Source organism: Collinsella ihumii (assembly GCF_900046475.1).
GTDB classification, from domain to species: Bacteria; Actinomycetota; Coriobacteriia; order Coriobacteriales; family Coriobacteriaceae; genus Collinsella; species Collinsella ihumii.
This window is the reverse complement of the sequence record NZ_FCOU01000011.1, coordinates 1-23,590: the sequence shown is the minus strand read 5'-3', so window position 1 is coordinate 23,590 and position 23,590 is coordinate 1. Positions and strand designations below refer to the sequence as shown.

The following is a 23,590-nucleotide window of genomic DNA, read 5'->3' as shown; positions in this document are numbered from 1 at the left end:
CTGGGCGGACGAGGACGGAGAGACGACCTCGCCCACGACCGCCGAGATTCTGGCCGCCGGGCAGGAGGGCAACCCCCCTCGGTCGTGCTCTCGCCTGCCGACCAGCAGCGCGCCCGCGAGCTCGCCGCCACGATCGACTTCACTAAGAGCGGCATCGAGAGCACCTATGCGCGCGACGCCCAGCGGTCCATGTCGGATTTCGCCGACAACGTGCTCGCCAAGACGTCGAACAAGGCTACGGGCGAGGCCGGGGCGCTGCTGCGCGAGCTTCTGGTCGACGTGGAGAGCGCCGAGCTTTCCGGCGTGAAGCAGATCCCCATCATCGGCAAGGTCGTGGTGGGTATCGACAAGCTGCGCCGGACCTACCAGAAGGTGGCCCCGCAGGTCGACGAGGTGGTGGAGAAGCTCGAGCGCGCACAGGCGCAGATGATCGCCGATATCGCCATGTACGACACCATGTACCAGCGCAATGTCGACCAGTACCGCTCGCTTAAGGTCTATATCGCCGCCGGCCGCCAGGCGCTGGCGGATCTCCGCGCCGAGCAGCTCCCCGCGCTCGAGGCCGAGGCGGCATCCACCGGCGACGCCATGGGCGCGCAGGTGCTGAAGGACTTCAAGGACAAGCTCGACCGGTTCGACAAGCGTCTGGACGATCTGGACCGTGTGAGCATCGTGAGCCTGCAGATGGCGCCGCAGATCAAGCTGCTGCAGAACGCCGACAAGAGCATCTCGGACAAGATCGACACGACCATCTCGACCACGATTCCGCTCTGGAAGTCCCAGATGGTGATCGCGCTCGGCCTGGCCAACCAGCGCGCCGCACTCGACCTGCAGAACCATGTGGATGACACTACGAACAAGCTGCTGCGTGCCAACGCCGAGGCGCTGCAGCAGGGCGCGGTCGACGCCGAGCGCGCCACGCAGCGCGGCAGCGTGGATATCGAGACGCTCGAGGAGGTCAACAAGCGCCTGATCGACACCTTGAACGAGACGATCAAGATCCAGCAGGAGGGCCGCGCCGCCCGCGAGGACGCCGCGGGCCGTATGCGCCAGATCGAGTCCGACCTGAAGACCGCCCTGCTCGAGGCCGCCGGCCAGTAATCAAGCGGCCGGGGCGACAATCCCTTTGCCTCACTGCCATGCCACCCAGTGCAGGTGCCCTTTCTACGCTGTTGCACAGGGGCGGTTGCTTGGCGAATACGCCGAGCAACCGCCCCTGTTCGTGTACCGCGTAAGGAAGGAAGAACCATGGCAGACAGGGTGTACGGATACGCGCGCGTCTCTACGCGCGAGCAGAACCTCGATCGGCAGATGGACGCGCTGAGCGCGTTTGGGGTCGAGGAGGAGAGGGTGTTTGCGGACAAGGCGAGCGGAAAGGATTTCGCGCGGCCGGCCTACCGCAGGTTGCTCGACGCGCTGGAGCCCGGCGACGTGCTGGTGATCAAGAGCATCGACCGCTTGGGGCGCAACTACGAGGAGATTCTCGACGAATGGCGCATCATCACGCGCGTGAAGGGCACGGCCATCGTGGTGCTGGACATGCCGCTTCTGGATACGCGCCGCGAGCACGATGGCGTGACGGGCATGCTGATCGCCGACATCGTGCTTCAGCTGCTCTCCTACGTGGCGCAGGTGGAGCGCGAGAACATCCGGCAACGGCAGGCGGAAGGCATCGCCGCGGCGCATGCGCGCGGCGTGAAATTCGGCAGGCCGAGGAAGGCGAGGCCCGCGTCGTACACGGCGGTCAAGGCGTCGTATCTGCGCGGGGAGACGACGCGCCAGGCCGCCGCGGGGCAGCTCGGCGTGTGCGTGAGCACGTTCGACCGCTGGATCAAAGACGACCGCGCGCCTCGGCCGGCGACGGCGTGACGCGGTTCGCGGGATGTCCGCCAAGGGGGCGAGGCGAACGGCGGCGCACGTTCCCGGCGCGCACGCTATAATCTGCGCAGCGACAGGATCGAGCAGGCAGGAGGGCCGTCTCATGACCGATTACGAACAGCGGTGCCAGCTGGCCCCGGCGCCCCGCGCCGTGTTCTTCGACGTCGACGGGACGCTCGTCTCCCATCGCGCCGGGCGCGTTCCGCCGAGTACCGTGGCGGCTCTGGCAGAGCTGCACCGCCGCGGGTGCAAGGTCTTCGTGGCGACGGGGCGCTCGCTGCCGGAATTCGGTTTCCTTCCTCTCGACGGACTCGACTTCGACGGATACGTGCTGGTCGGAGGCCAGGAGGCCCGAGACGCCCGGGGCAACGTGGTCTTCTCCGATCCCATCGGGGGACGTGACCTGGACGTGCTGCTCGAGGAGTTTTCCGCCCGGCGCCGTCCCATCCTGTTCTACGAGTCGACCCGGATGTACGCCAATTTCATCAACGACCATGTCCGCAGGGTGGAGGAAGAGGTGTCCACGCCCGTGCCGCCCGTCGACGTGCCGCTGCCGGGCCATAAGGTGCTCAAGGCCATCGTCTACGAGGACTCCCTGCGCGAGGACGACCTGATGCGCCGTCTGCCCGGCTGCAAGGCGACCCGCTGGCATCGCGGCGCGTACGACATCGTTCCCGCCCGGGGCGGCAAGGTCGCGGGCATGAGGGCCCTGCTCGACCTGTACAGCATCGCGCGCGAGGAGACCATGGCCTTCGGGGACGGCGAGAACGATGCCGACATGCTGCGCTTCGTCGCGACGGGCGTCGCCATGGGCAACGGCGATCCCGCCGCCTGCGCCGCCGCCGACTACGTGTGCGGCGACATCGATGACGACGGGCTGGCCCGTGCACTGGAGCACTTCGACCTGATCTGATGTCCTGCGGTATCGGAGCGGGCACCCGCGATCTTCGCGCCGCTCCGGCCGCATCTTCACTCCGGAAAAGTGGCTTAAAATTTCTATTCTGCTGTCAGCCGGCTCGGATAAGGGTGTTCGTTTTGACCGGTATATCTGTATTGGCCGCTCATGATGCACCCGGCATGACCTCAAATGCCTCAGATACGGCCCTGGCGAGGGGAGAGGCGGCGCCGACGACGGTCTTTGGGCCCGATTGCGCGGCACCGCAACAGCAAAACAGAAATTTCTAGCCACTTTCCCCAGGAGAGGGTGCCGTCCGGGGCCCTCCGGCTCAATAGAGGGCAGGACGGCGCCGCCGACCTTGTCTCGGGTCGGCGACGGCGCGTCCTCAGCGCCTGCGCTTGAGGATGCGCTGGGCGATCGACACCTTGCGTTCGCGCTCGTCGGTGTCCTCCGCGCACAGCCGTTCGATGATGTGGCCGAACGTGGCGGCGAGGATCTGCTGGAACAGCGTACCGCACATGACCGGGAACACGGTCTCGCCCGGGAAGTACTGCGCGGCGATCACCGCTCCGGACGAGATGTTTCGCAGACCGCAGGTGAAGCTCATGGTGGCGAGCAGCGGCTGGGAGCCGTGCAGGATGCGAGCGGCGAGCAGGCCCCAGAAAAAGCCGCTCGTGGCAAAAACGAGGATAAACAGGGCGACCTCGAGGCGCTGCCAATTCATGTTCAGCATGTACTCGCTCATAGACGTCGAGTTGGCCGTGATGAGCACGATGGTGATGAGCCGGCTTGCCGGGCTGAGCACCGGCGAGAGCTTCTCGTGGCCCCAGCCGCGCGTGAACTCGTTGACGAGCATGCCGGCGAGCGCGGGCAGGGCGATCATGACCACCATGTCGCTGACCATGCTCATCGCGTCGATATGGATGGAGGCGCCGAGCAGGATCGACAGGGTGGCCGGGATCGTGACGGGCGAGATGACGGTGGATACCAGGATGGATGCCAGGCACAGCGGGCCGTCGCCGTCGTAGATGCCGACCCACATGAAGCTGATGACCGCGATCGGCACGCTGTACTCCAAAACGACGCCGGTCAGCAGGTTCACGTTGTCGCCGAACAGCAGCGAGCCGAGCAGGTAGGCCAGACACGGCATGAAGATCTCGGCAACCGCGAGGATGACCAGCAGGCGCAAGGGATGGCGAAATACGGCAACAAGCTGCTTGAAGGTGTTGTTGAGCGCTCCCTGGAACGTCATCACGGCGAAAATGAACGGCACGATGGCCTTCAGCGGCCCGAACACGCTGGGGAACATGACGCCAGCGATCACGCAGAGCGGGACGAAGTATGCCATGTGCCTGCCGATGAACGCGCCCATCTGCTTCCACTGTTCCATTGGGTCCATCCGCCTTTCTCGTAGGGTTCGTGCTCTCGATTATCGACGCTGCTGCCGGTGCCTGCTCACGAGCGCCTTGGCGATCCCGATCTTGCGGTCGCGCTCGGCGGTGTCCTCGCTGCAGATGCGTTCGATGGTGCGTCCGAACGTGGCCGCGAGAACTTGCTGGAAGATCGTGCCGCACATGATGGGGAAGACCGCCTCGCCGGGAAAATACTGCGCCGCCAGCGTCGCGCCGGAGGAGATGTTGCGCAGCCCGCAGTCAAAGCTCATGGTGACGAGCAGGTCCTGCGATCCGTGCAGCAGGCGGGCGATGGCGAGCCCGATCATGAACCCGGACGTGGCGAATACCAGCACGAACAAGGCGGCTTCGATGCGCTGCAGATTCATATCGAGCACGTAGGCGCTCATCTTGGTGGAGTTTGCCGTGATGTTGAGCAGCATGAGCACGCGGCACGCCGGGCTGATGGCGGGCGAGAGCCTCTCATGGCCCCAGCCGCGGGTGAGCTCGTTGACGGCCATGCCGGCGATCGCGGGCACGGCGATCATGAAGATCATGTCCACGACCATGCCCAGCGCATCGATGTGCACGGTGGCGCCGAGCAGGATCGAGAGCGTGGCGGGGATGGTGAGCGGCGAGACGACCGTCGAGACGAGGATCGCCGCCAGCGCGAGCGAGGTGTTGCCGCGGTACATGCCGACCCACATGAAGCTGACCACGCCGATGGGGACGCTGTATTCCAGCACGATACCGGTGATGAGGTCCGGGTTGCCGGCGAACAGCGCCGACGCGCACGCAAAGGCGAGCGCCGGCATGAGGACCATGATGACGCCGAGGATGATCAGCAGGTGCAAAGGATGGCGAAACACCTGCATGAGCTGGAGAAACGTGTTGTTGAGCGAGCCCTGGAACGTCATGATGGCGAACATGAGGGGGCCCACGGCCGAAACCGGGCCGAAGACCTGCGGCAGCAGCACGCCGACGGCGACGCATGCGGGCACGCAGATCGTCATGTGGCTCTGGAGAAACGACCCCAGCTGCTGATAGCGGTTTGCCATGGACGGATGACCTTTCCATATGAACGAAAAAAGGCAGCAAGAGTCATGCTACCGCACCGCTGCCGCGAACGCGCCGTCCCCGTGTTGTCTCAGCGAACATTTTTCAACTGTTCGTTTTCTTGCCTCCGCTTGACCGGCGTGGGCACGACCCCGCCCCAAAAGGCACCGCCGGCCGGAGGCGCGGCGCAGCTGTCCGCGCCATGCGTATAATGGAAGGCGTTCAACAGCACGGCCTGCCGCAGCGGGCCATATTCCAAGGACGTGTTCCCATGCACAGCATGCTTTCGTCGCGCGGCATGTTCATGCCGCTTCAGCCATCGGCGGTGAACCATGGCATCGCTTAAGACATCGCGCCGCTGGACGGTGGCCCAAAACGATCCCGACCTGGAGCAGAAACTCTCCCATGAGCTCGGCGTGGCGCCGCTCGTCGCGCGCATCATGGTCGCGCGCGGGATCCGCACGCCCGAGGAGGGTCGGCTGTTCTTGACCCCGTCGCTTGAGCGCGACTGGGCCGACCCCGCCATCATCCCCGGCATGGCCGAGGTCGCGGACCGCATCGAGCGCGCGCTCGACGAGCGCGAGTCCATCGCGGTCTTCGGCGATTTCGACGTCGACGGCATCACGTCGACCTGCCTTCTCACCGAGGCCCTGCGCACCATGGGCGCTACGGTCCACCCGTTCATCCCGCATCGGTTCGAGGAGGGCTACGGCCTCACGTCGGCCGCGCTCGCCCGCGTGGCGGAGAAGTGCCGCCCCTCGCTGATCGTGACGGTCGACAACGGCATCGCCGCCCGTGAGGAGGTCGAGCAGCTCACGGCGCTCGGGATCGACATCGCCGTGACCGACCACCACGAGCCCTCGGATCTCGTCCCGCGCGGCATCCCGGTGGCCGACCCCAAGCTCGCCGCCGAAAGCCCGAGCCGCGAGCTCGCCGGCGCCGGCGTGGCGCTCAAGCTCGTGCAGGTGCTCGGCGCGCGCCGTGGCATGCCCGATCTGTGGCGCTCCTATACCGAGATTGCGGCTCTGGGCACCGTGTCCGACATGATGCCGCTCACGCCCGAGAACCGCGCGCTCGTCGCCGACGGCATCGCCCACATGCGCGCCACCTCGCGCCCCGGCTACCTGGCGCTCGCCGGGATCTCGCGTACCGACCTGGCGACCATCACGGCCGACGCCCTGTCGTTCTCGCTCATCCCGCGCCTGAACTCGGCGGGGCGCATGGCCGACCCGACGCTGGCGCTCGATTTGCTCCTCGCGACCGACGCCGTCGAGGCCGGCCGCCTTGCCGCCGAGCTCGAGCAGATCAACCAGGAGCGCCGCGACATCGAGGCGAAGCTCACCGACGAGGCGATGGCGCTCGTCGAGCGCACCTATGACGGCGGCCGCGTGATCGTCGTGGGCGGGGAGGGCTGGCACGAGGGCGTCAAGGGCATCGTGGCGAGCCGCATCACCAACCGCTACCACGTGCCGGTCCTGCTGTTCTCCATCGCGGACGGCGTCGCGCGCGGCTCCGGGCGCTCGGTGGGGTCGGTCAACCTGTTCGACGCCGTCGAGCAGTGCTCCGACCTGCTCATCCGGTTCGGCGGCCATGCGGGCGCGGTGGGCGTCACCGTCGAGGCGGACCGTCTGGACGATCTGCGCGCCCGCCTGTCCGACGTGCTCGGCCGGCTCCCCGCGGAGGATTTCGAGGACAAGCACGAGGTCGCCGCGACGGTCTCGCTGTCCGAGCTCGACATCGACACCATCGAGCAGATCGGCCGGCTCGAGCCGTTCGGCCAGGGCAACAAGGTCCCTCTGCTCGCCGCCACGGGCGTGACCATGTGCGATCGCGCCCAGGTCGGCCGCGGGGGAGAGCACATGCGCTTTACGGCGACCGATGGCGTCTCGAGCGTGCCCGCCATCATGTTCCGCGTGCCCGACATCGCCGAGCGCGTCTGCTGCGACTCGGTGGTCGACCTGGTCTTCGAGGCGGTCGCCGAGCACTGGCAGGGGCGCGTCAAGCCCAAGCTCATGGTGAAGGACATCTTGTGCCATTCGTGCGACAGCCCCGACGCGTCGGAGCACGAGGAGACGGAGCGGCGGCTCGAGGAGGCGTGCCGCGTGCACGCGGCGCCCCGCGAGGCGGACCCCGTCTTGGCTCTCGACCGGCGCTCCATCCTGTCCCAGCTTTCCTACGACGAGCTCACGCGCACGCTCATCCATGCGTTCATCGGGACGGCGCGCCCGCATCGGGCGCAGGTCGAGGCCCTCGACGCCCTCGCGGCGGGCGAGAACGTGCTCGCCGTGATGGGCACGGGCCGCGGCAAATCGCTCATCTTCCACGTGCACGCCGCCCGCGAGGCCCTGGCCCGCCGACGCTCGAGCGTGCTGGTGTACCCCTTGCGCGCGCTCGTCGCCGACCAGTCGTTCCACCTCATCTCGGCCTTGGCCGACCTGGGGCTCAGGGTCGTCGTGCTCACGGGGGAGACCTTGGGTCCCGCGCGCGATCGCGCCTTCGCGCGCCTGGCGCGCCGCGAAGTGGACGTCATCCTCACGACGCCGGAGTTCCTGGTTGTCAACGGCCGCCGCTTCGCCGAGGCCGCGGGCATCGGGTTCGTGGTGATCGACGAGGCGCACCACGCGGGGCTCGCCCGCGGGGGAGAGCGCAGCGCGTATCTCGACATCCCGGAAGTCCTCAAGGGCATGGGCGGCCCCACCGTGCTCGCCGCGACGGCGACGGCAGACGACCGCGTGTGCGACGAGATCCGCCGTCTCATCCCCATCGACCGGGTCATCGTGGACGACACGGTGCGCGAGAACCTCGAGCTCGAGGACGAGCGCGACCTGTCGAGCCGCGAGAACCGGCTGGTGTCCATCGTCGCGACCGGCGAGAAGTGCGTGGTGTACGTCAACTCGCGCGAGCAGTCCATGTCGCTTGCCCGGATGCTGCGCCGCCGCGTCCCCGAGCTCGCCGCCTCGATCGCGTTCTACAACGCCGGCCTTCCGCGCGAGGACCGCAGGCGGGTGGAGGACGCGTTCCGCAGCGGCGCGCTGTCCTGCATCGTGTCGACCTCCGCGTTCGGCGAGGGCGTCAACCTCCCCGACATCCGCCATGTGGTGCTCTACCACATGCCGTTCGGGTCGATCGAGTTCAATCAGATGAGCGGCCGTGCGGGCAGGGACGGCAAGCCGGCGCGCATCCACCTGCTCTATTCCACGCGCGACGCGCGCATCAACGAGCGCCTGCTCGACTCGGCGGCGCCCGAGCGCGAGGAGCTCGTGACGCTGTACCGCGCCCTGCAGACCATGTGGCGCGCGAACCGCTCGCGCACCGGCGAGGACAGCTTCCAGGCGTCCGATCTGGATATCGCCCAGATGTGCCTCGCCATCGATGCCCGCCGCCCCGTCGAGGAGCGGATGGTGTCGTGCGGGCTCGCGGTGTTCGAGGAGCTCGGCTTCGCCCGCGTGACGGGTGCCGACGAGCGGCGGCGCATCCAGATGACCGAGCATCCCGGGCGCGTCGACCTCACCTGCTCGATCCGCTACCTCGAGGGGCTCCATGCCCGCATGGAGTTCGCCGCGTTCAGGAGTTGGGCGCTGAGCGCGCCTGCATCTGATATGCTTGACCGAGTGAACAAACCCATCACGCCTCGAACCATGTAAGAGGGGATTCGCCATGGACGCCTCTGCGAACAAGACGGCAACGGGCGCGCGCCCGGTCGAGCACACCAACCAGCGGGGCTCGCTGCAGCCCAACTCCGCACTTGTGCACTACACCCATGCGGACGACCTGCCCTACGAGATCATGGCGGACAACTACGACCGTCTGGCTGAGCTCTGCCGCAAGTACATGAGCGAGGCGGATTGCGCCAAGGCCGAGCGCGCGTACTGCTTTGCGGCCGAGAAGCACGCCAAGCAGCGGCGCCGCAGCGGTGAGATGTACATCAACCATCCCGTCGAGGTCGCCATCATCCTGGCGGAGCTCAAGATGGATTGCGACGTGGTGTGCGCGGCGCTGCTGCACGACACGGTCGAGGACACTGAGACGTCGCTCACCGACGTGGCCGGCATCTTCGGCGACACGGTCTCCGAGCTCGTCGACGGCGTGACCAAGCTCACGAACATCGACGTCGACACCATGGACGAGAAGCAGGCCCTGAACCTGCGCAAGATGTTTCTGGCCATGAGCCACGACATCCGCGTCGTGATCGTCAAGCTCGCCGACCGCCTGCACAACATGCGCACGCTGGCGGCCCTGCGCGAAGACCGCCGCCTGTTCAAGGCGCGCGAGACCATGGACGTCTACGCGCCGCTCGCCGACCGCCTGGGCATCTCCTCCATCAAATGGGAGCTCGAGGACCTGTCGTTCTTCTATCTGGAACCCGAGGCCTACCAGCGCATCGCGCGCATGGTGGCCGAGTCCCGCGAGGTGCGCGAGCGCTTCCTGGCCGACACCATCAAGACGCTCGATGACGAGCTCAAGCGCGTGGGCCTCACCGGCTACCAGATCAACGGCCGCTCCAAGCACTACTGGTCCATCTACCAGAAGATGAAGCGCAAGGGCAAGGAGTTCTCCGAGATCTACGACCTCGTCGCGCTTCGCGTCATCACCGGCTCGGTGGGCGATTGCTATTCGGCTCTGGGCGCCGTGCACACCCTGTGGCATCCCATGCCCGGGCGCTTCAAGGACTACATCGCCATGCCCAAGCTGAACAACTACCAGTCGCTGCACACGACGGTCATCGGTCCCACCGCGCGCCCGCTCGAGATCCAGATCCGCACCTACGAGATGCACGAGCAGGCCGAGTACGGCATCGCCGCGCACTGGCTGTACAAGCGCTCGGGCGGCTCGTCGGCATCCAAGACCTCCGAGGCGCAGCGCCTCGACGACCAGATCAACCAGCTGCGCCATTCGCTCGACTGGGTCGCCTCCGACGAAATCGAGGACCCCAAGGAGTTTCTGCACACGCTGAAGACCGACCTGTACGACCAGGAGATCTTCGTGTTCACGCCCAAGGGCGAGGTCATGAGCCTGCGCGCCGGGTCGACGCCGCTCGACTTCGCCTACGCCGTCCACACCGAGGTCGGCAACCACTGCGTCGGCGCCAAGGTGAACGGCGTGGTGGCGCCGCTATCGCACAAGCTGACGACGGGCGACCGCGTGGAGATCATGACGAACAAGGCGGCCAAGCCCTCGCGCGACTGGTTCAACATCGTGCGCACGCCGTCTGCGAAGTCCAAGATCCGCCGCTACTTCGCGACGGTCACCAAGGACGAGGACGCGGCGGCCGGCCGCGACATGCTCGCGAAGGACCTGCGGAAGCGCGGCTACGGCATCTCCACGCAGCGCACGACGCGCGCGCTCAACACGGTCGCCGAGCAGCTCAACTACAAGCGCCCCGAGGACATATTCGCCGCCATCGGCGCGGGCAAGCTCGCCGTGCGCATGGTGGGCAACAAGGTCGAGCAGATCTTGGACCCCAAGCCCGAGGCGCCCGTCAGCAAGGCCGAGGCCATCGCCGAGACCGTGAAGCAGCCCCCGCGCGGCTCCAACCGCAAGCCCCGCGCCGGCAAGTCCAAAAGCGGCGTCGTGGTCAAGGGCGAGCACGGCGACGACCTGCTCGTGCGCCTGGCGCACTGCTGCAACCCGGTGGCGGGCGACGACATCGTGGGCTTCATCACGCGCGGTCGCGGCGTGTCGGTGCACCGTGCCAACTGCCCGAACGTCAAGGGCCTCATGGAGCATCCCGAGCGCATGATCGACGTGGCGTGGGATAACGACGCCGACGCCCTGTTCCAGGTCGAGATCGTGGTCGAGTGCCTCGACCGCATGGGGCTGCTCAAGGACGTGACGATCGCCATCGGAGATTCGGGCGGCAACATCCTGTCGGCGGCGACCGCCACCGACCGCGAGGGCATCGCGACGCTGCGCTTCCTCGTCGAGATTTCCGACGCGAGCGGACTGGAGCCGCTGTTCTCCGCCATCTCCGCCGTCGAAAGCGTCTACGACGTGCGCCGCCTCATGCCCGGCGAGGGCAACATCACCATGCGCCGCCGCGGGTAGCGCCGCCGCGTCGTCCCATCAGAAAGGATTTCCATGGATACCACGCCGTTCGAGCTCGATATGGCGCCGCACGGCTCGCTTGCCGTCGAGCGCGTCGTGAACGGTCCCATCCAGACCAATACGTACTTCGTCATCTCCGGCGACGAAGCGGTGATCATCGATCCCGCGTGGGAGGGCGAGGAGCTCGCGCGCCGTTTCACGGCGCGCCATCCCGACGTGCGCCCGGTGGCGTTCGTCTGCACGCACGGCCATGCCGACCATACCGGGGGCTTGGCGGGGCTGCGTCGGGTCCTGGGCGAGAAGATCCCCTTCATGATCTCGGCGGACGATGTCGAGACGGCCGCCACGCATCCCGCCTCCCTGCGCGAGATGTGGGGGATCGCGACCGATCAGCCCCCGGAGCCCGATCGCCTGCTCGCCGAGGGGGACGTGGTCGCGTTCGGCGATGTGCGCCTCCAGGTCATCGCCACCCCGGGGCACACGCCCGGCGGCATCGTGCTGTTCGCCGCGACCGAGACCGGCAACGTGGCCTTCTGCGGCGACACGCTGTTCCCGGGCAGCCACGGGCGCACCGACCTTCCCGGCGGCGACGAGACCACCATCATGCACTCGCTGGCGCACATGTTCCGCCTGCTGCCGCCCGACACGCTCTGCCTGGTCGGCCACAACGACAACACGACCGTGTCCGCCGAGCTCGAGAACAACGTCTTCGTCCGGCGCGCCCTCAGCATGGGCTACTGACCGCCGCCGGCATTTTGTGCCTGCGTGCAGATTCGATAGGTTCCATGAGGCGGGGCCCGGCATCTCGGTTGCGAGATGCCGGGCCTCATCGTCTGACCCGCGCTTGTAGGGTCCTTGTCGGATGCGGGTCGGATGCGCGCAAGGATGCATGCGAGATGCGTCAGCGTCCACATCCCTAATTATCCCAGTCTCGGTTCGTTCCATCGTCAGGCACGTAAGCTTTGGATACCCAATTAATCCAAAGCGAAAGGAACGAATCATGGGAAATTATCAAGATGTCAAAGATGCCGTTCAGTTTGCTGCGGAGTGGTGGGTCAAGCGGAAATGGACGTTTCTGAACGAGGCCAACGAGGAGTTCATGGAGTTCGTCGATCCGGCCGTCTGCTATCAGGATTGCCTGACGGAGGGCGACGTCGTCTACCTCAACATGTGCTTCACCGAATGGGTCCTGTTCGAGCGTCCGCTGCGCCGGGGGAGGACGCCGCTGCAGATGCTCGCCGACGAGCCTCCCTCGGACGCGCCCGCGGGCGCTGCCGACGTGCTGCGCCAGATCGACGAGACACAGCTGTTCTCGCGCTTCGCCATCAAGGACAAGGACCGCGAGACGGGCATGGTGGTCCTTGTGGACGTGCGGACCGACAGGCGCTACGACGTGTACGACCCCCATATCTGCGAGGTGGAGCATTGGGTCGACGGGTCGATCGGCGTGCGGATCGCATGCGTGGACGGCGCGTGGCAGGCGGTCGGGCAGGTGTACCTCTACGACCGCTCAAGCCCGTCGGCGTACCAGTCCGACGGCCCGGGGGAGATGCATCCGGAGGACTACCTGCGCAAGCCCGAAGCGGAGTTCGCCGGCTTCTACATGCGCCTCGTGCGCGACGTGATCGGTGTGGAGGGCAGGTACCACGAGAGCATGCGGGCCAAAGAGGTCGCCGCTTGACGGGGCGGGTCGCAACATGGTAGGTGTTATCCGGTCCTTGGTTCTTCAATTGCGATATCTGGCCAGTTTGGACAGTGGTAAAATCAATCGAAGTACCAGAGCAAACCTACAGGGAGGTTTTACATGCTCGTCAATGCAGCAGACATGCTCAAGAAGGCCGAGGCCGGCCACTACGCGCTCGGCGCCTTCAACACCAACAACCTGGAGTGGACGCTTTCCATCCTGGCCGCCGCCGAGGAGGCCAAGTCCCCGCTGATCATGCAGTGCACCGGCGGCGCCGCCAAGTGGATGGGCGGCTACAAGGTCTGCGCCGACATGGTCAAGGCCGCCGTCGAGGCCCTGGGCATCACCGTCCCGGTCGCCCTGCACCTCGATCACGGTTCCTATGAGGACTGCTTCAAGTGCATCGAGGCGGGCTTCACCTCCATCATGTACGACGGCTCCCATGAGGAGACCTTCCAGATCAACCTCGACCGCACCAAGGAGCTCGTCGAGCTCGCCCACTCCAAGGGCATTTCCATCGAGGCCGAGGTCGGCGGCATCGGCGGCGTCGAGGACGGCGTGGCCTCCAACGGCGAGCTCGCCGATCCTGACGAGTGCAAGCAGATCGCCGACCTGGGCGTCGACTTCCTCGCCTGCGGCATCGGCAACATCCACGGCGTCTATCCTGCCGACTGGGCGGGCCTGTCCTTCGACCGTCTGGCCGAGATCAAGGAGAAGGTCGGCGACCTGCCGCTCGTCCTTCACGGCGGCACCGGCATCCCCGTCGACCAGATCCAGAAGGCCATCTCCATGGGCGTTTCCAAGATCAACGTCAACACCGACCTGCAGCTCGTCTTTGCCGCCGCTACGCGCGAGTACATCGAGGCCGGCAAGGACCAGCAGGGCAAGGGCTACGACCCCCGCAAGCTCCTCAAGCCCGGTCGCGACGCGATCGTCGCGCGCACCAAGGAGCTCATGGAGGAGTTCGGTTCCGTCAACAAGGCGTAGATTCCGCCTGTTCGTTGAGCTCGCATCTTGGCCCGTCGGGATTTTCCGACGGGCCTTTCTCGTCTCTTGGCGCTTTTTGGGACGGGGTCGTTGTTGCTCAGATCCGTTGCGTACAATGGGGCGGTCAGGAATACGTGCGCCGGGGGCGCACATGCATAAGGGGGAGAACATGGCTGTTCAAACGGTATGGCCAGAAGAGGGGAAGCTCGTGACGTCGGGGCCCGTGGGCTGCATGGATGAGGTTTCCAACGCGGATTATCCGTATCTGGTGATAGGGCTTCCGCCCGAGGTCGAGCGGCTCAAGGCGGCGGGCCATCTCACCCAGGCGATCGAGGCCTGCGACGCGTTGCTCGCGCAGAGCCCGACGTCGGAGATGGCGGCCTGCCTTCGCGTCGAACGGCATCGCATGGGACGCCTCGCGCAGCAGTTCTGCGTGACCCGTGCCGCGGCGCTCGAGGCGATCCGCAGGGAGTGGCCGGAGTTCACCGAGGGCCAGCTTGACGGCCTGATCGCGCGCAGGCGCATCGATTGGCGCTATATCGATGGGGAGCAGCGCTTCCTCGAGAATTTCATCGACTCGCTGCGCGTCTATCCCAAGGAGGTCCCTGGTCTCAAGCCGGCGGATCCCGTGGATACCGCCGCCCGCTCCGCCATGCTCGAGGGCATGCATGAGCGCGGGGGCGCCGAGCGCGTCATCACGCTCAAGGCGTCGATCTCCGTTCCGGGTGCTCAGCCGGGCGAGATGCTGCGCGCCTGGCTGCCGGTTCCCACCGCATGCCCCCAGCAGTCCGATATCGAGGTGACCGATTGGACCCCCGGCGTGCTGGTGGCGAAGGAGGGAGCGCCCTCCCGCACGGCGTTTTGGGGCTCGCGCGAGCATCACGACTTCGAGGCGACGTACACCTACCGCATTCGCGCGCCGTATGTGGACACATTGGCGCCCGCTCCGGAGAAGCATGTGGTGTCGGACGATACCGTGACCGATGCCGATCTGTGCGAGCTCGCTCCCCATATCGTGTTCACGCCCTATCTCGTCACGCTGACCCAGCGTGTGGTCGCAGGCATCGAGCGGCCCATCGACCGGGCGCGCGCCGTCTACGATTACATCACCAAGAACGTCGACTACCGCTACCAGCCCTCGTACGCCCAGCTCGATTGCATCGCCGACACCTGCGCGAAATCCCTGCGCGGCGATTGCGGCGTGATGGCGCTCACGTTCATCACGATGTGCCGCATCGCCGGCATCCCCGCGCGTTGGCAGTCGGGCCTGTACGTTGCGCCCGACCATGTGGGGCCGCATGACTGGGCGATGTTTTATACCGAAGAGTACGGCTGGCTGTGGGCCGACTGCTCGTTCGGGTCCTCGGCGCGTCGAGAGGGCGACGAGGCCAGGCGCCTGCATTACTTCGGCAACCTCGATCCGTGGCGCATGGTGGCGAACACGCAGTTCCAGGCGGAGCTCGAGCCGGCGTGCGACGGCGTCCGCTGGGATCCCTTCGACAACCAGATGGGCGAAGCGAGCGTCGATGGGCGCGGATGCGACGAGAACGAGATGCGCCGCGGCATCGAGCTGATTGAAATGCGCGAGGCATAACCGCCGCCGCGTATGCTACACTAGTCCGCGTGCTGTGCCCGAGTGGCGGAATTGGCAGACGCAGTGGACTCAAAATCCACCGATGGCGACATCGTGCGAGTTCGAGTCTCGCCTCGGGCACCAGATGAAACGAAGCAAACACCGTTTCCGACCTGGTAGTTTGCATTGAAAGCGGCTCTTACGAGCCCGTCTTTCGTGAGCGTGATGCGCGAAGCGAAGGACCTCGCGAGGGCCGCTATGTTTTTCTCCTTCAGCATCTTCTCGATCCAGTAGACGACCGCGTCGCGCTCGATGAGGTCGGACGGCTCTCTTCCCGGCGCCATAGTGAGCAACCAGGGCCCCGGCGACGGGGTCTTCCTGTGCGCAGGCCGCAGTTCGAGTCTTCCGGTATGATTGAAGCTCCCTGCGACGAAAGGCACGCGATCCATGAACATCCAGATCTTCGGAACCAAGAAGAGCTTCGACACCAAGAAGGCGCAGCGCTACTTCAAGGAGCGTCGTATCAAGTTCCAGTTCATCGACCTGAAGGAAAAGGAGATGAGCAAGGGCGAGCTGCAAAGCGTCGTCCAGGCAGTCGGCGGTCTCGATGAGGTGATCGACCCCAAGGCCAAAGACCAAGATACCGTCTCGCTCATCACCTACCTCGCTGAAAGCCAGAAGTTCGACAAGCTCCTCGAGAACCAGCAGGTGCTGCGCGAGCCCATCGTGCGCAACGGCCGCAAGGCAACGGTCGGGTATCAACCCGATGTCTGGAAGGGCTGGGAGTAGGGGATGCATGACATCGTTCGGGCTCCCGGGGCTCCCACTCGTGGTGAAAGCGTGAAGCGCGGCCGAGCGATGCATGTTGTGTTAGTATAACCAACGCACTGATTCCAGTGTGTTTTCGAAAGCGGGGCAATCGCCCCCACCTTTCGGCGCCTGCATGGCTGCTGTCTGGTCACACAACATAAGATCTTGGGCACAATGCTGCCTGTTCTTCGTTTGGTGTACCCGGCTGCTGTCTGCATGGCAACCGGGTATTTTCATGTGTCAGCAACGAAGGAGGTTGGGACAATAGCTAAGTCTGATGCCACCCGCATCAATGGGGAGATCACCGCGACCACGTGCCGTCTGATTGGCGTCGATGGTTCGCAGCTGGGCCTTTTCGGCATCCGCGACGCTCAGCGCGTTGCCGACGAACAGGGTCTTGACCTGGTAGAGATCGCGCCCAACGCGGAGCCCCCGGTGTGCAGGGTCATGGATTATGGCAAGTACAAGTACCAGCAGGCCATGAAGGCCAAGCAGGCTCGTAAGAACCAGTCGAGGGTCGAAGTCAAGGAAATGAAGTTCCGACCCAAGATCGACGTGGGCGACTACGAGACCAAGAAGGGCCACGTTCTGCGCTTCCTCAAGAAGGGCGCGCGCGTCAAGATCACGATCATGTTCCGCGGTCGCGAGATGGCGCATCCCGAGCAGGGCCTGAATGTCCTCGAGCGCCTGGCAGCCGACCTGAAGCCGTACGCAACGGTCGAATCCGCCCCCAAGCTTGAGGGCCGTAACATGCTTATGCTCCTCGCCCCGATCAAGGGCGCTTTCGACAACGTCGAGGGCGACGAGGCTGCAACCAAGAAATAGTAGTAGGAACCGATTAAGGAGAAGTTCATGCCTAAGATGAAGTCCCACAGCGGCACCAAGAAGCGTTTCCGCCGCACCGGTACGGGCAAGCTTATGCGCGCTAAGGCGTTCAAGAGCCACATCCTCACCAAGAAGACGACGAAGCGTAAGCGCAATTTCCGCCAGGAGACCGAGATCGACGCTGCCGACAAGAAGCTCGTCAACGCTCGTCTCGCTGGCCGCTAAGCCGTTTTTCCTTCTATACCAACTAAGACCGACTAGGAGTTGATCAGATATGGCACGTGTCAAGCGCGCTGTGAACGCCAAGAAGAAGCGCCGTACCGTAATGAGCCGCGCGAAGGGTTACTACGGTGCCGCTTCGCGTACGTACAAGCATGCTAAAGAGCAGGTCCAGCACTCCCTGCAGTACCAGTACCGCGACCGTCGCGCCAAGAAGCGTGAGATCCGCAGCCTCTGGATCACCCGCATCAACGCCGCTGCCCGCATGAACGACCTTTCCTACTCCAAGTTCATGCACGGCCTGAAGCTCGCCGGCATCGAGCTCGACCGCAAGGTTCTGGCTCAGATGGCCTACGAGGACATCGAGTCCTTCAACGAGCTCGCCGCCATCGCCAAGAAGGCGCTCGAGGCCTAATCTCTCGCCAGCGACATATATCGAGGCATATGAACGGGATCCTGGATAGGGTCCCGTTTTTTATGAGCGCGGACATGCTCCTCAGGGGTTGTGGGGAGGGCCGAATCTCCTTTCCGGCCCCGCTCCACATTCCCTCCACAGCCGCACATGGGCGGCCCTGCGCATAAACGGGTGGTTTAAGCAGGGGATACACGGTCGGGGCGCGGCCCGTGCCCAAGGGTCCGGGATGTTTTCAGGATTGGGCCTTGCGGATTCAGGACAAATGCCTAATATATGAACCCGCCGAAGCGCACGACCCGGGCGAGCGACGCACGCGAAAGCGGCGATGCAGCGGCCTCGGGGTTGTGGAGCGGATATGGAGATGGAGTTACTCCTTGACGCCTCAAGTCGATTCGGCTAAATTAACTCCTTGCCGCGCGGCGGGGCCGCGCAGGCGGGCACCTTGAGAACCGGATACTGCGAGGAACTTTAGGGAAGACGAGCACCGATCCCGGTGCGATCGTGTACCAGAAGAACCAAGTGACGAGTGAGGTCTGGCTTGACGCCAGGCCCCGCGAAGTTCCTTTTAACTCCAGAAGATGCGAACGCATACGAGATGGATCCGATCGGCGTCATGCCGGCCGGACGGGCACCCCGGCCTGATCGGCCCGCCTCGCGCGGGCCTTTGAATTGGACGGAGAGTTCGATCCTGGCTCAGGATGAACGCTGGCGGCGCGCCTAACACATGCAAGTCGAACGGCACCCTTCTCCGGAAGGAAGCGAGTGGCGAACGGCTGAGTAACACGTGGAGAACCCGCCCCCCTCCCGGGGATAGAAGAGTGAGACGGCGGGGAACACCGGATGACCCCGCGCCAGGGCATCCCGGCGCGGGCAAAACTCCGGTGGAGGGGGATGGCTCCGCGGCCCATCAGGTAGACGGCGGGGTGACGGCCCACCGTGCCGACAACGGGTAGCCGGGTTGAGAGACCGACCGGCCAGATTGGGACTGAGACACGGCCCAGACTCCTACGGGAGGCAGCAGTGGGGAATCTTGCGCAATGGGGGCAACCCTGACGCAGCGACGCCGCGTGCGGGACGGAGGCCTTCGGGTCGTAAACCGCTTTCAGCAGGGACGAGACGAGACTGTACCTGCAGAAGAAGCCCCGGCTAACTACGTGCCAGCAGCCGCGGTAATACGTAGGGGGCGAGCGTTATCCGGATTCATTGGGCGTAAAGCGCGCGTAGGCGGCCGCGCAGGCGGGGGGTCAAATCCCGGGGCTCAACCCCGGGCCGCCCCCCGAACCGCGCGGCTTGGGTCCGGTAGGGGAGGGCGGAACACCCGGTGTAGCGGTGGAATGCGCAGATATCGGGTGGAACACCGGTGGCGAAGGCGGCCCTCTGGGCCGAGACCGACGCTGAGGCGCGAAAGCTGGGGGAGCGAACAGGATTAGATACCCTGGTAGTCCCAGCCGTAAACGATGGACGCTAGGTGTGGGGGGACGATCCCCCCGTGCCGCAGCCAACGCATTAAGCGTCCCGCCTGGGGAGTACGGCCGCAAGGCTAAAACTCAAAGGAATTGACGGGGGCCCGCACAAGCAGCGGAGCATGTGGCTTAATTCGAAGCAACGCGAAGAACCTTACCAGGGCTTGACATGTCGGTGAAGCGGGGGAGACCCCGTGGCCGGAAGGAGCCGACACAGGTGGTGCATGGCTGTCGTCAGCTCGTGTCGTGAGATGTTGGGTTAAGTCCCGCAACGAGCGCAACCCCCGCCGCATGTTGCCATCGGGTAGTGCCGGGCACCCATGCGGGACCGCCGGCGTCAAGCCGGAGGAGGGCGGGGACGACGTCAAGTCATCATGCCCCTTATGCCCTGGGCTGCACACGTGCTACAATGGCCGGTACAGCGGGATGCGACCGCGCGAGCGGGAGCGGATCCCTGAAAGCCGGCCCCAGTTCGGATTGGGGGCTGCAACCCGCCCCCATGAAGTCGGAGTTGCTAGTAATCGCGGATCAGCATGCCGCGGTGAATGCGTTCCCGGGCCTTGTACACACCGCCCGTCACACCACCCGAGTCGTCTGCACCCGAAGCCGCCGGCCCAACCCGCAAGGGGGGGAGGCGTCGAAGGTGTGGAGGGTGAGGGGGGTGAAGTCGTAACAAGGTAGCCGTACGGGAACGTGCGGCTGGATCACCTCCTTTCTAGGGAGAGACAGCTTCCATGGGAAGAGACGAAGTGAATATCTCACAATTGCTACGGCCAGGTGTGCCCGCTCGGCCTTCCCCGGTTTCCCCGCAGCGTCCGGTCCCCGGGGTCGCCCCGCGTACCTTGAGAGCCGCATAGCGAGCCCGGACGCCGACACGGCGTCCGGCGAGAGCGAAATACGATTCGATAGCGATATTGACAGAGTGAAGAACGGATATCGATTCTGCGACATGTACACGGATTGATCGAAACGATCCTTATATATGGGTAGTAGCAATGAGCATCTGGTCGCCGGGGCGGATACCGCCCCGGCCGGTATGTTCGCGCCGCCCCGGGGGACGCCCCCGGGGCGCGGATATCAGACGGCAACGAGAAGATATCACGGGCGCGCGGCGGATGCCTTGGCACAGGAAGCCGATGAAGGACGCGGCAAGCTGCGATAATCCGCGGTTAGGGGCACACACCCTTCGCCCCGCGGCCCTCGCGGGCACATGGGCGAACACCGCCGGAAGGAGTTCCGGCATCCCGGGGGCGAATCCATAGCCCCCGGGAGGACAACCCGGGGAACTGAAACATCTAAGTACCCGGAGGAGGAGAAATCAACTGCGAGATCCCCCGAGTAGCGGCGAGCGGAAGGGGGCCATGGCCAAACCGGCGGGCGCATGCGCGCGGCAGCGTTCGCGCCGCCGGGGTTGTAGGGCCGCGACGCCCGGGGGCTGCCGCCCCCGGCGCGCACCGATCCAGGGGAGCCGAACGGCATGGGACGGCCGGCGGCACAGGGTTACAGCCCCGTAGGCGTACCCTCGGGTCGGGCGCGGACGCGGCGCCTGAGTAGGGCCGGGCACGTGAAACCCGGTCCGAACCTGGGTGGACCACCATCCAAGCCTGAACACTCTCCTGTGACCGATAGCGCACGAGTACCGCGAGGGAAAGGTGAAAAGCACCCCGGGAGGGGAGTGAAACAGTACCTGAAACCGCGCGCCCACGAGCAGTCGGAGCCCCCTCGCGGGGTGACGGCGTGCCTTTTGTAGAATGAGCCAGCGAGTCGCTGGCACGCGGCGAGGTTAAGCTGGGAAGCGAGCCGTAGCGAAAGCGAGTCCGAACAGGGCGTTCCAGTCGCGTGCCGCGGACGCGAAGCCGGGTGAGCTATCCCTGGGCAGGCTGAAGCGGGGGTAAGACCCCGTGGAGGGCCGAACGGCAGTACGTTGAAAAGTGCCCCGATGACCTGGGGATAGGGGTGAAAGGCCTATCAAACCCGGAGATATCTCGTTCCCCCCGAAATAGCTTTAGGGCTAGCGTCGGGAGTTCGCCTGCGGAGGTAGAGCACCGGATCGATGAGGGGGCTTCGCCGCCTACCGACTCGAACCGAACTCCGAATGCCGCAGGCCCAGATCCCGGCAGTCAGAGCATGTGGGCTAAGCTGTGTGCTCGAGAGGGAAACAGCCCAGACCGCCCGCCAAGGTCCCCAAATCCGCGCCGAGTGGCAAAGGATGTGCGCTCGCGCAGACAACCAGGAGGTTGGCTTAGAAGCAGCCACCCCTTCAAAGAGTGCGTAACAGCTCACTGGTCGAGTGGGCGCGCGCCGACAATACACGGGGCTAAGCGCGGTACCGAAGCGGCGGGATGAACCTAAGTTCATCGGTAGGGGGGCGTCGCGCGCGGGGCGAAGCGGCCGGGGAACCGGGCCGTGGACCGCGCGCGAGCGAGAATGCTGGCATGAGTAGCGAGAGACGAGAGAGTAACTCGTCCGCCGTAAACCCGAGGTTTCCTGGGCGAGGCTAATCCCCCCAGGGTCAGTCGGGGGCTAAGGCGAGGCCGGCAGGCGTAGCCGAAGCGCAGCAGGCAGACATTCCTGCACCGGAGGGGAACCGTCACGACCGACGGGGCGACGGATCGGGGTGGCTCGGCGGGGTTCTGGACGCCCCCGTGATGGAGCGCGGCCCGCGGGACAGGGAAATCCGTCCCGCGCGAGGGCGAGGCTCCGGACGAAGCGACTCAAGCGAAGCGAGTGAGCCCGAGGTCCCCAGAAAAACCCCTAGGCAGGGGCCCCTCCGCCCGTACCGCAAACCGACACAGGTGGGTGGGTAGAACATACCGAGGCGATCGGGTCAACCATGGTCAAGGAACTCGGCACAATGGCCCCGTAACCTAGGGAGAAGGGGTGCCGGCGCGTACGTGAAGGGGCTTCGCCCCCGGAGCGGAGGCCGGCCGCAGTGAAGAGGCCCAAGCGACTGTTTACCAAAAACACAGGACTCTGCAGAAGCCGCAAGGCGACGTATAGGGTCTGACGCCTGCCCGGTGCCGGAAGGTCACGCGGAGCCGTTAGCGCAAGCGAGGCGGCGAAGCCAAGCCCCGGTAAACGGCGGCCGTAACTATAACGGTCCTAAGGTAGCGAAATTCCTTGTCGGGTAAGTTCCGACCTGCACGAAAGGCGCAACGACTTGGGCGCTGTCTCGACCATGGACCCGGTGAAATTGCACTGGTCGTGAAGATGCGACCTACCCGCGGAAGGACGGAAAGACCCCGTGAACCTTCACTGCAGCTTGGCATTGGCCGCTGGACGCGCGCGTAGAGGATAGGCGGGAGGCTGAGATGCCGGGGCGCCAGCCCCGGCGGAGCCGACCTTGGAATACCGCCCCCGCGCGCCCGGCGTCCTAACCCGGGGCCGTGACCCGGCCCGGGGACCGTGCCAGGTGGGTAGTTTGACTGGGGCGGTCGCCTCCTAAAGGGTAACGGAGGCGCGCGAAGGTCCGCTCGGGACGGTCGGCAACCGTCCTTTTGAGTGCAAGAGCGCAAGCGGGCTTGACTGCGAGACCCACGAGTCGAGCAGGTGCGAAAGCAGGCTCTAGTGATCCGGCGGCCCCGAGTGGGTGGGCCGTCGCTCAACGGATAAAAGGTACTCCGGGGATAACAGGCTGATCTTGCCCAAGAGTCCACATCGACGGCAAGGTTTGGCACCTCGATGTCGGCTCATCGCATCCTGGGGCTGGAGCAGGTCCCAAGGGTACGGCTGTTCGCCGTTTAAAGCGGTACGCGAGCTGGGTTCAGAACGTCGTGAGACAGTTCGGTCCCTATCCTCCGTGGGCGCAGGAGAATCGAGGGAGGCTGCCCCTAGTACGAGAGGACCGGGGTGGACGGACCTCCGGTGAACCGGTTGTCGACCGACGGCATGATCGACCGGCGTCTCGCCGCGGATAAGCCGCTGAAGGCATCTAAGCGGGAAGCCGTTCCCGAGATCAGTTCTCCTTTCGGTAAGGGCCCAGGTAGACCACCTGGTTGATAGGCCCCAGGTGCAAGCGCGGCGACGCGCTCAGCCGAGGGGTACTAATCGCCCGAGCTCTTCTCAACACATCACTCCGACCGCATCGGACCGCGGACGCTCCCGAGACTCGCTGTGCGGCCCTCAGGGGCACGCGGGCGCCCCCGGGGCGGAGCGCCGCCCACCGGTCAGCGGTCCTGGCGGCCGGGGCACGCCCGGTCCCATTCCGAACCCGGAAGCTAAGCCGGCCAGCGCCGACGATACTGCGAGGAAGCCCAGTGGGAGAGCAGGGCGCCGCTGACCGGTGGACGGCGCTTCGTCGCAGGGGAGGGCCCGTCGGGATTTTCCGACGGGGCCCTCCCCTTATT

At 65.5% G+C, this 23,590-nt stretch carries 15 protein-coding genes, 1 tRNA gene and 3 rRNA genes; 17 read left to right on the top strand and 2 right to left on the bottom strand.

Features of this window, described 5'->3' with window-relative positions; genetic code table 11:
* Positions 1 to 84: 84 nt before the first annotated feature.
* From BN3789_RS08880 to BN3789_RS08870, 3 genes are all read left to right on the top strand, one after another.
* Positions 85 to 1,101 (top strand): toxic anion resistance protein, encoded by a 1,017-nt coding sequence (locus tag BN3789_RS08880; protein ID WP_079989228.1) that lies wholly within the window; start codon positions 85 to 87, stop codon positions 1,099 to 1,101.
* Between the two features lie 147 nt (positions 1,102 to 1,248).
* Positions 1,249 to 1,869 carry a recombinase family protein gene (locus tag BN3789_RS08875; RefSeq protein ID WP_066833230.1) on the top strand — a complete coding sequence of 207 codons (621 nt, stop codon included), beginning with the start codon at positions 1,249 to 1,251 and terminating at the stop codon, positions 1,867 to 1,869.
* 112 nt (positions 1,870 to 1,981) lie between these two features.
* A complete protein-coding gene (locus tag BN3789_RS08870) occupies positions 1,982 to 2,791 on the top strand; it encodes an HAD hydrolase family protein (RefSeq protein WP_066833227.1) in 810 nt (269 codons plus the stop codon).
* Between the two features lie 370 nt (positions 2,792 to 3,161).
* Here the strand turns inward: BN3789_RS08870 and BN3789_RS08865 are convergent, their stop codons facing one another.
* Positions 3,162 to 4,166: a bile acid:sodium symporter family protein gene (locus BN3789_RS08865; RefSeq protein ID WP_066833224.1), complete on the bottom strand. Its 1,005-nt coding sequence runs from the start codon at positions 4,164 to 4,166 to the stop codon at positions 3,162 to 3,164.
* Between the two features lie 39 nt (positions 4,167 to 4,205).
* Entirely contained in the window at positions 4,206 to 5,225 is a 1,020-nt protein-coding gene (locus BN3789_RS08860; RefSeq protein WP_066833222.1) for a bile acid:sodium symporter family protein, read from the bottom strand.
* 330 nt (positions 5,226 to 5,555) lie between these two features.
* On the opposite strand from BN3789_RS08860, the gene recJ reads away from it, so the two are divergent.
* From recJ to rrf, 14 genes are all read left to right on the top strand, one after another.
* Positions 5,556 to 8,867, top strand: coding sequence for a single-stranded-DNA-specific exonuclease RecJ (recJ, locus tag BN3789_RS08855; RefSeq protein ID WP_066833219.1), 3,312 nt, complete (start codon positions 5,556 to 5,558; stop codon positions 8,865 to 8,867).
* Between the two features lie 13 nt (positions 8,868 to 8,880).
* Positions 8,881 to 11,268, top strand: coding sequence for a RelA/SpoT family protein (locus BN3789_RS08850; protein ID WP_079989226.1), 2,388 nt, complete (start codon positions 8,881 to 8,883; stop codon positions 11,266 to 11,268).
* Positions 11,269 to 11,301: 33 nt separating this feature from the next.
* Entirely contained in the window at positions 11,302 to 12,009 is a 708-nt protein-coding gene (locus BN3789_RS08845) for an MBL fold metallo-hydrolase (RefSeq protein WP_066833216.1), read from the top strand.
* A gap of 259 nt (positions 12,010 to 12,268) precedes the next feature.
* Positions 12,269 to 12,949, top strand: a complete 681-nt coding sequence (locus BN3789_RS08840) for a hypothetical protein (protein WP_066833213.1) — start codon at positions 12,269 to 12,271, stop codon at positions 12,947 to 12,949.
* A gap of 123 nt (positions 12,950 to 13,072) precedes the next feature.
* Complete coding sequence (fba, locus tag BN3789_RS08835) at positions 13,073 to 13,939, top strand: class II fructose-1,6-bisphosphate aldolase (protein WP_066833210.1); 867 nt, start codon at positions 13,073 to 13,075, stop codon at positions 13,937 to 13,939.
* A 169-nt stretch (positions 13,940 to 14,108) separates the two neighbouring features.
* Positions 14,109 to 15,533, top strand: coding sequence for a transglutaminase-like domain-containing protein (locus BN3789_RS08830; protein WP_066833208.1), 1,425 nt, complete (start codon positions 14,109 to 14,111; stop codon positions 15,531 to 15,533).
* A 36-nt stretch (positions 15,534 to 15,569) separates the two neighbouring features.
* Positions 15,570 to 15,656, top strand: a tRNA-Leu gene (locus BN3789_RS08825).
* A gap of 303 nt (positions 15,657 to 15,959) precedes the next feature.
* Positions 15,960 to 16,301: an arsenate reductase family protein gene (locus tag BN3789_RS08820; protein ID WP_066833206.1), complete on the top strand. Its 342-nt coding sequence runs from the start codon at positions 15,960 to 15,962 to the stop codon at positions 16,299 to 16,301.
* 237 nt (positions 16,302 to 16,538) lie between these two features.
* Positions 16,539 to 17,147 (top strand): translation initiation factor IF-3, encoded by a 609-nt coding sequence (infC, locus tag BN3789_RS08815; protein ID WP_066833116.1) that lies wholly within the window; start codon positions 16,539 to 16,541, stop codon positions 17,145 to 17,147.
* 27 nt (positions 17,148 to 17,174) lie between these two features.
* A complete protein-coding gene (gene rpmI, locus BN3789_RS08810) occupies positions 17,175 to 17,372 on the top strand; it encodes a 50S ribosomal protein L35 (RefSeq protein WP_066833114.1) in 198 nt (65 codons plus the stop codon).
* Positions 17,373 to 17,421: 49 nt separating this feature from the next.
* Positions 17,422 to 17,781, top strand: coding sequence for a 50S ribosomal protein L20 (gene rplT, locus BN3789_RS08805; RefSeq protein ID WP_066833112.1), 360 nt, complete (start codon positions 17,422 to 17,424; stop codon positions 17,779 to 17,781).
* A gap of 670 nt (positions 17,782 to 18,451) precedes the next feature.
* Positions 18,452 to 19,959: ribosomal RNA gene (locus BN3789_RS08800) — 16S ribosomal RNA — on the top strand.
* Positions 19,960 to 20,332: 373 nt separating this feature from the next.
* A 23S ribosomal RNA gene (locus BN3789_RS08795) occupies positions 20,333 to 23,311 on the top strand.
* Between the two features lie 98 nt (positions 23,312 to 23,409).
* Positions 23,410 to 23,525, top strand: a 5S ribosomal RNA gene (gene rrf, locus BN3789_RS08790).
* The 16S, 23S and 5S rRNA genes sit together here, the layout of an rRNA operon.
* The last annotated feature ends 65 nt before the right edge of the window (positions 23,526 to 23,590 follow it).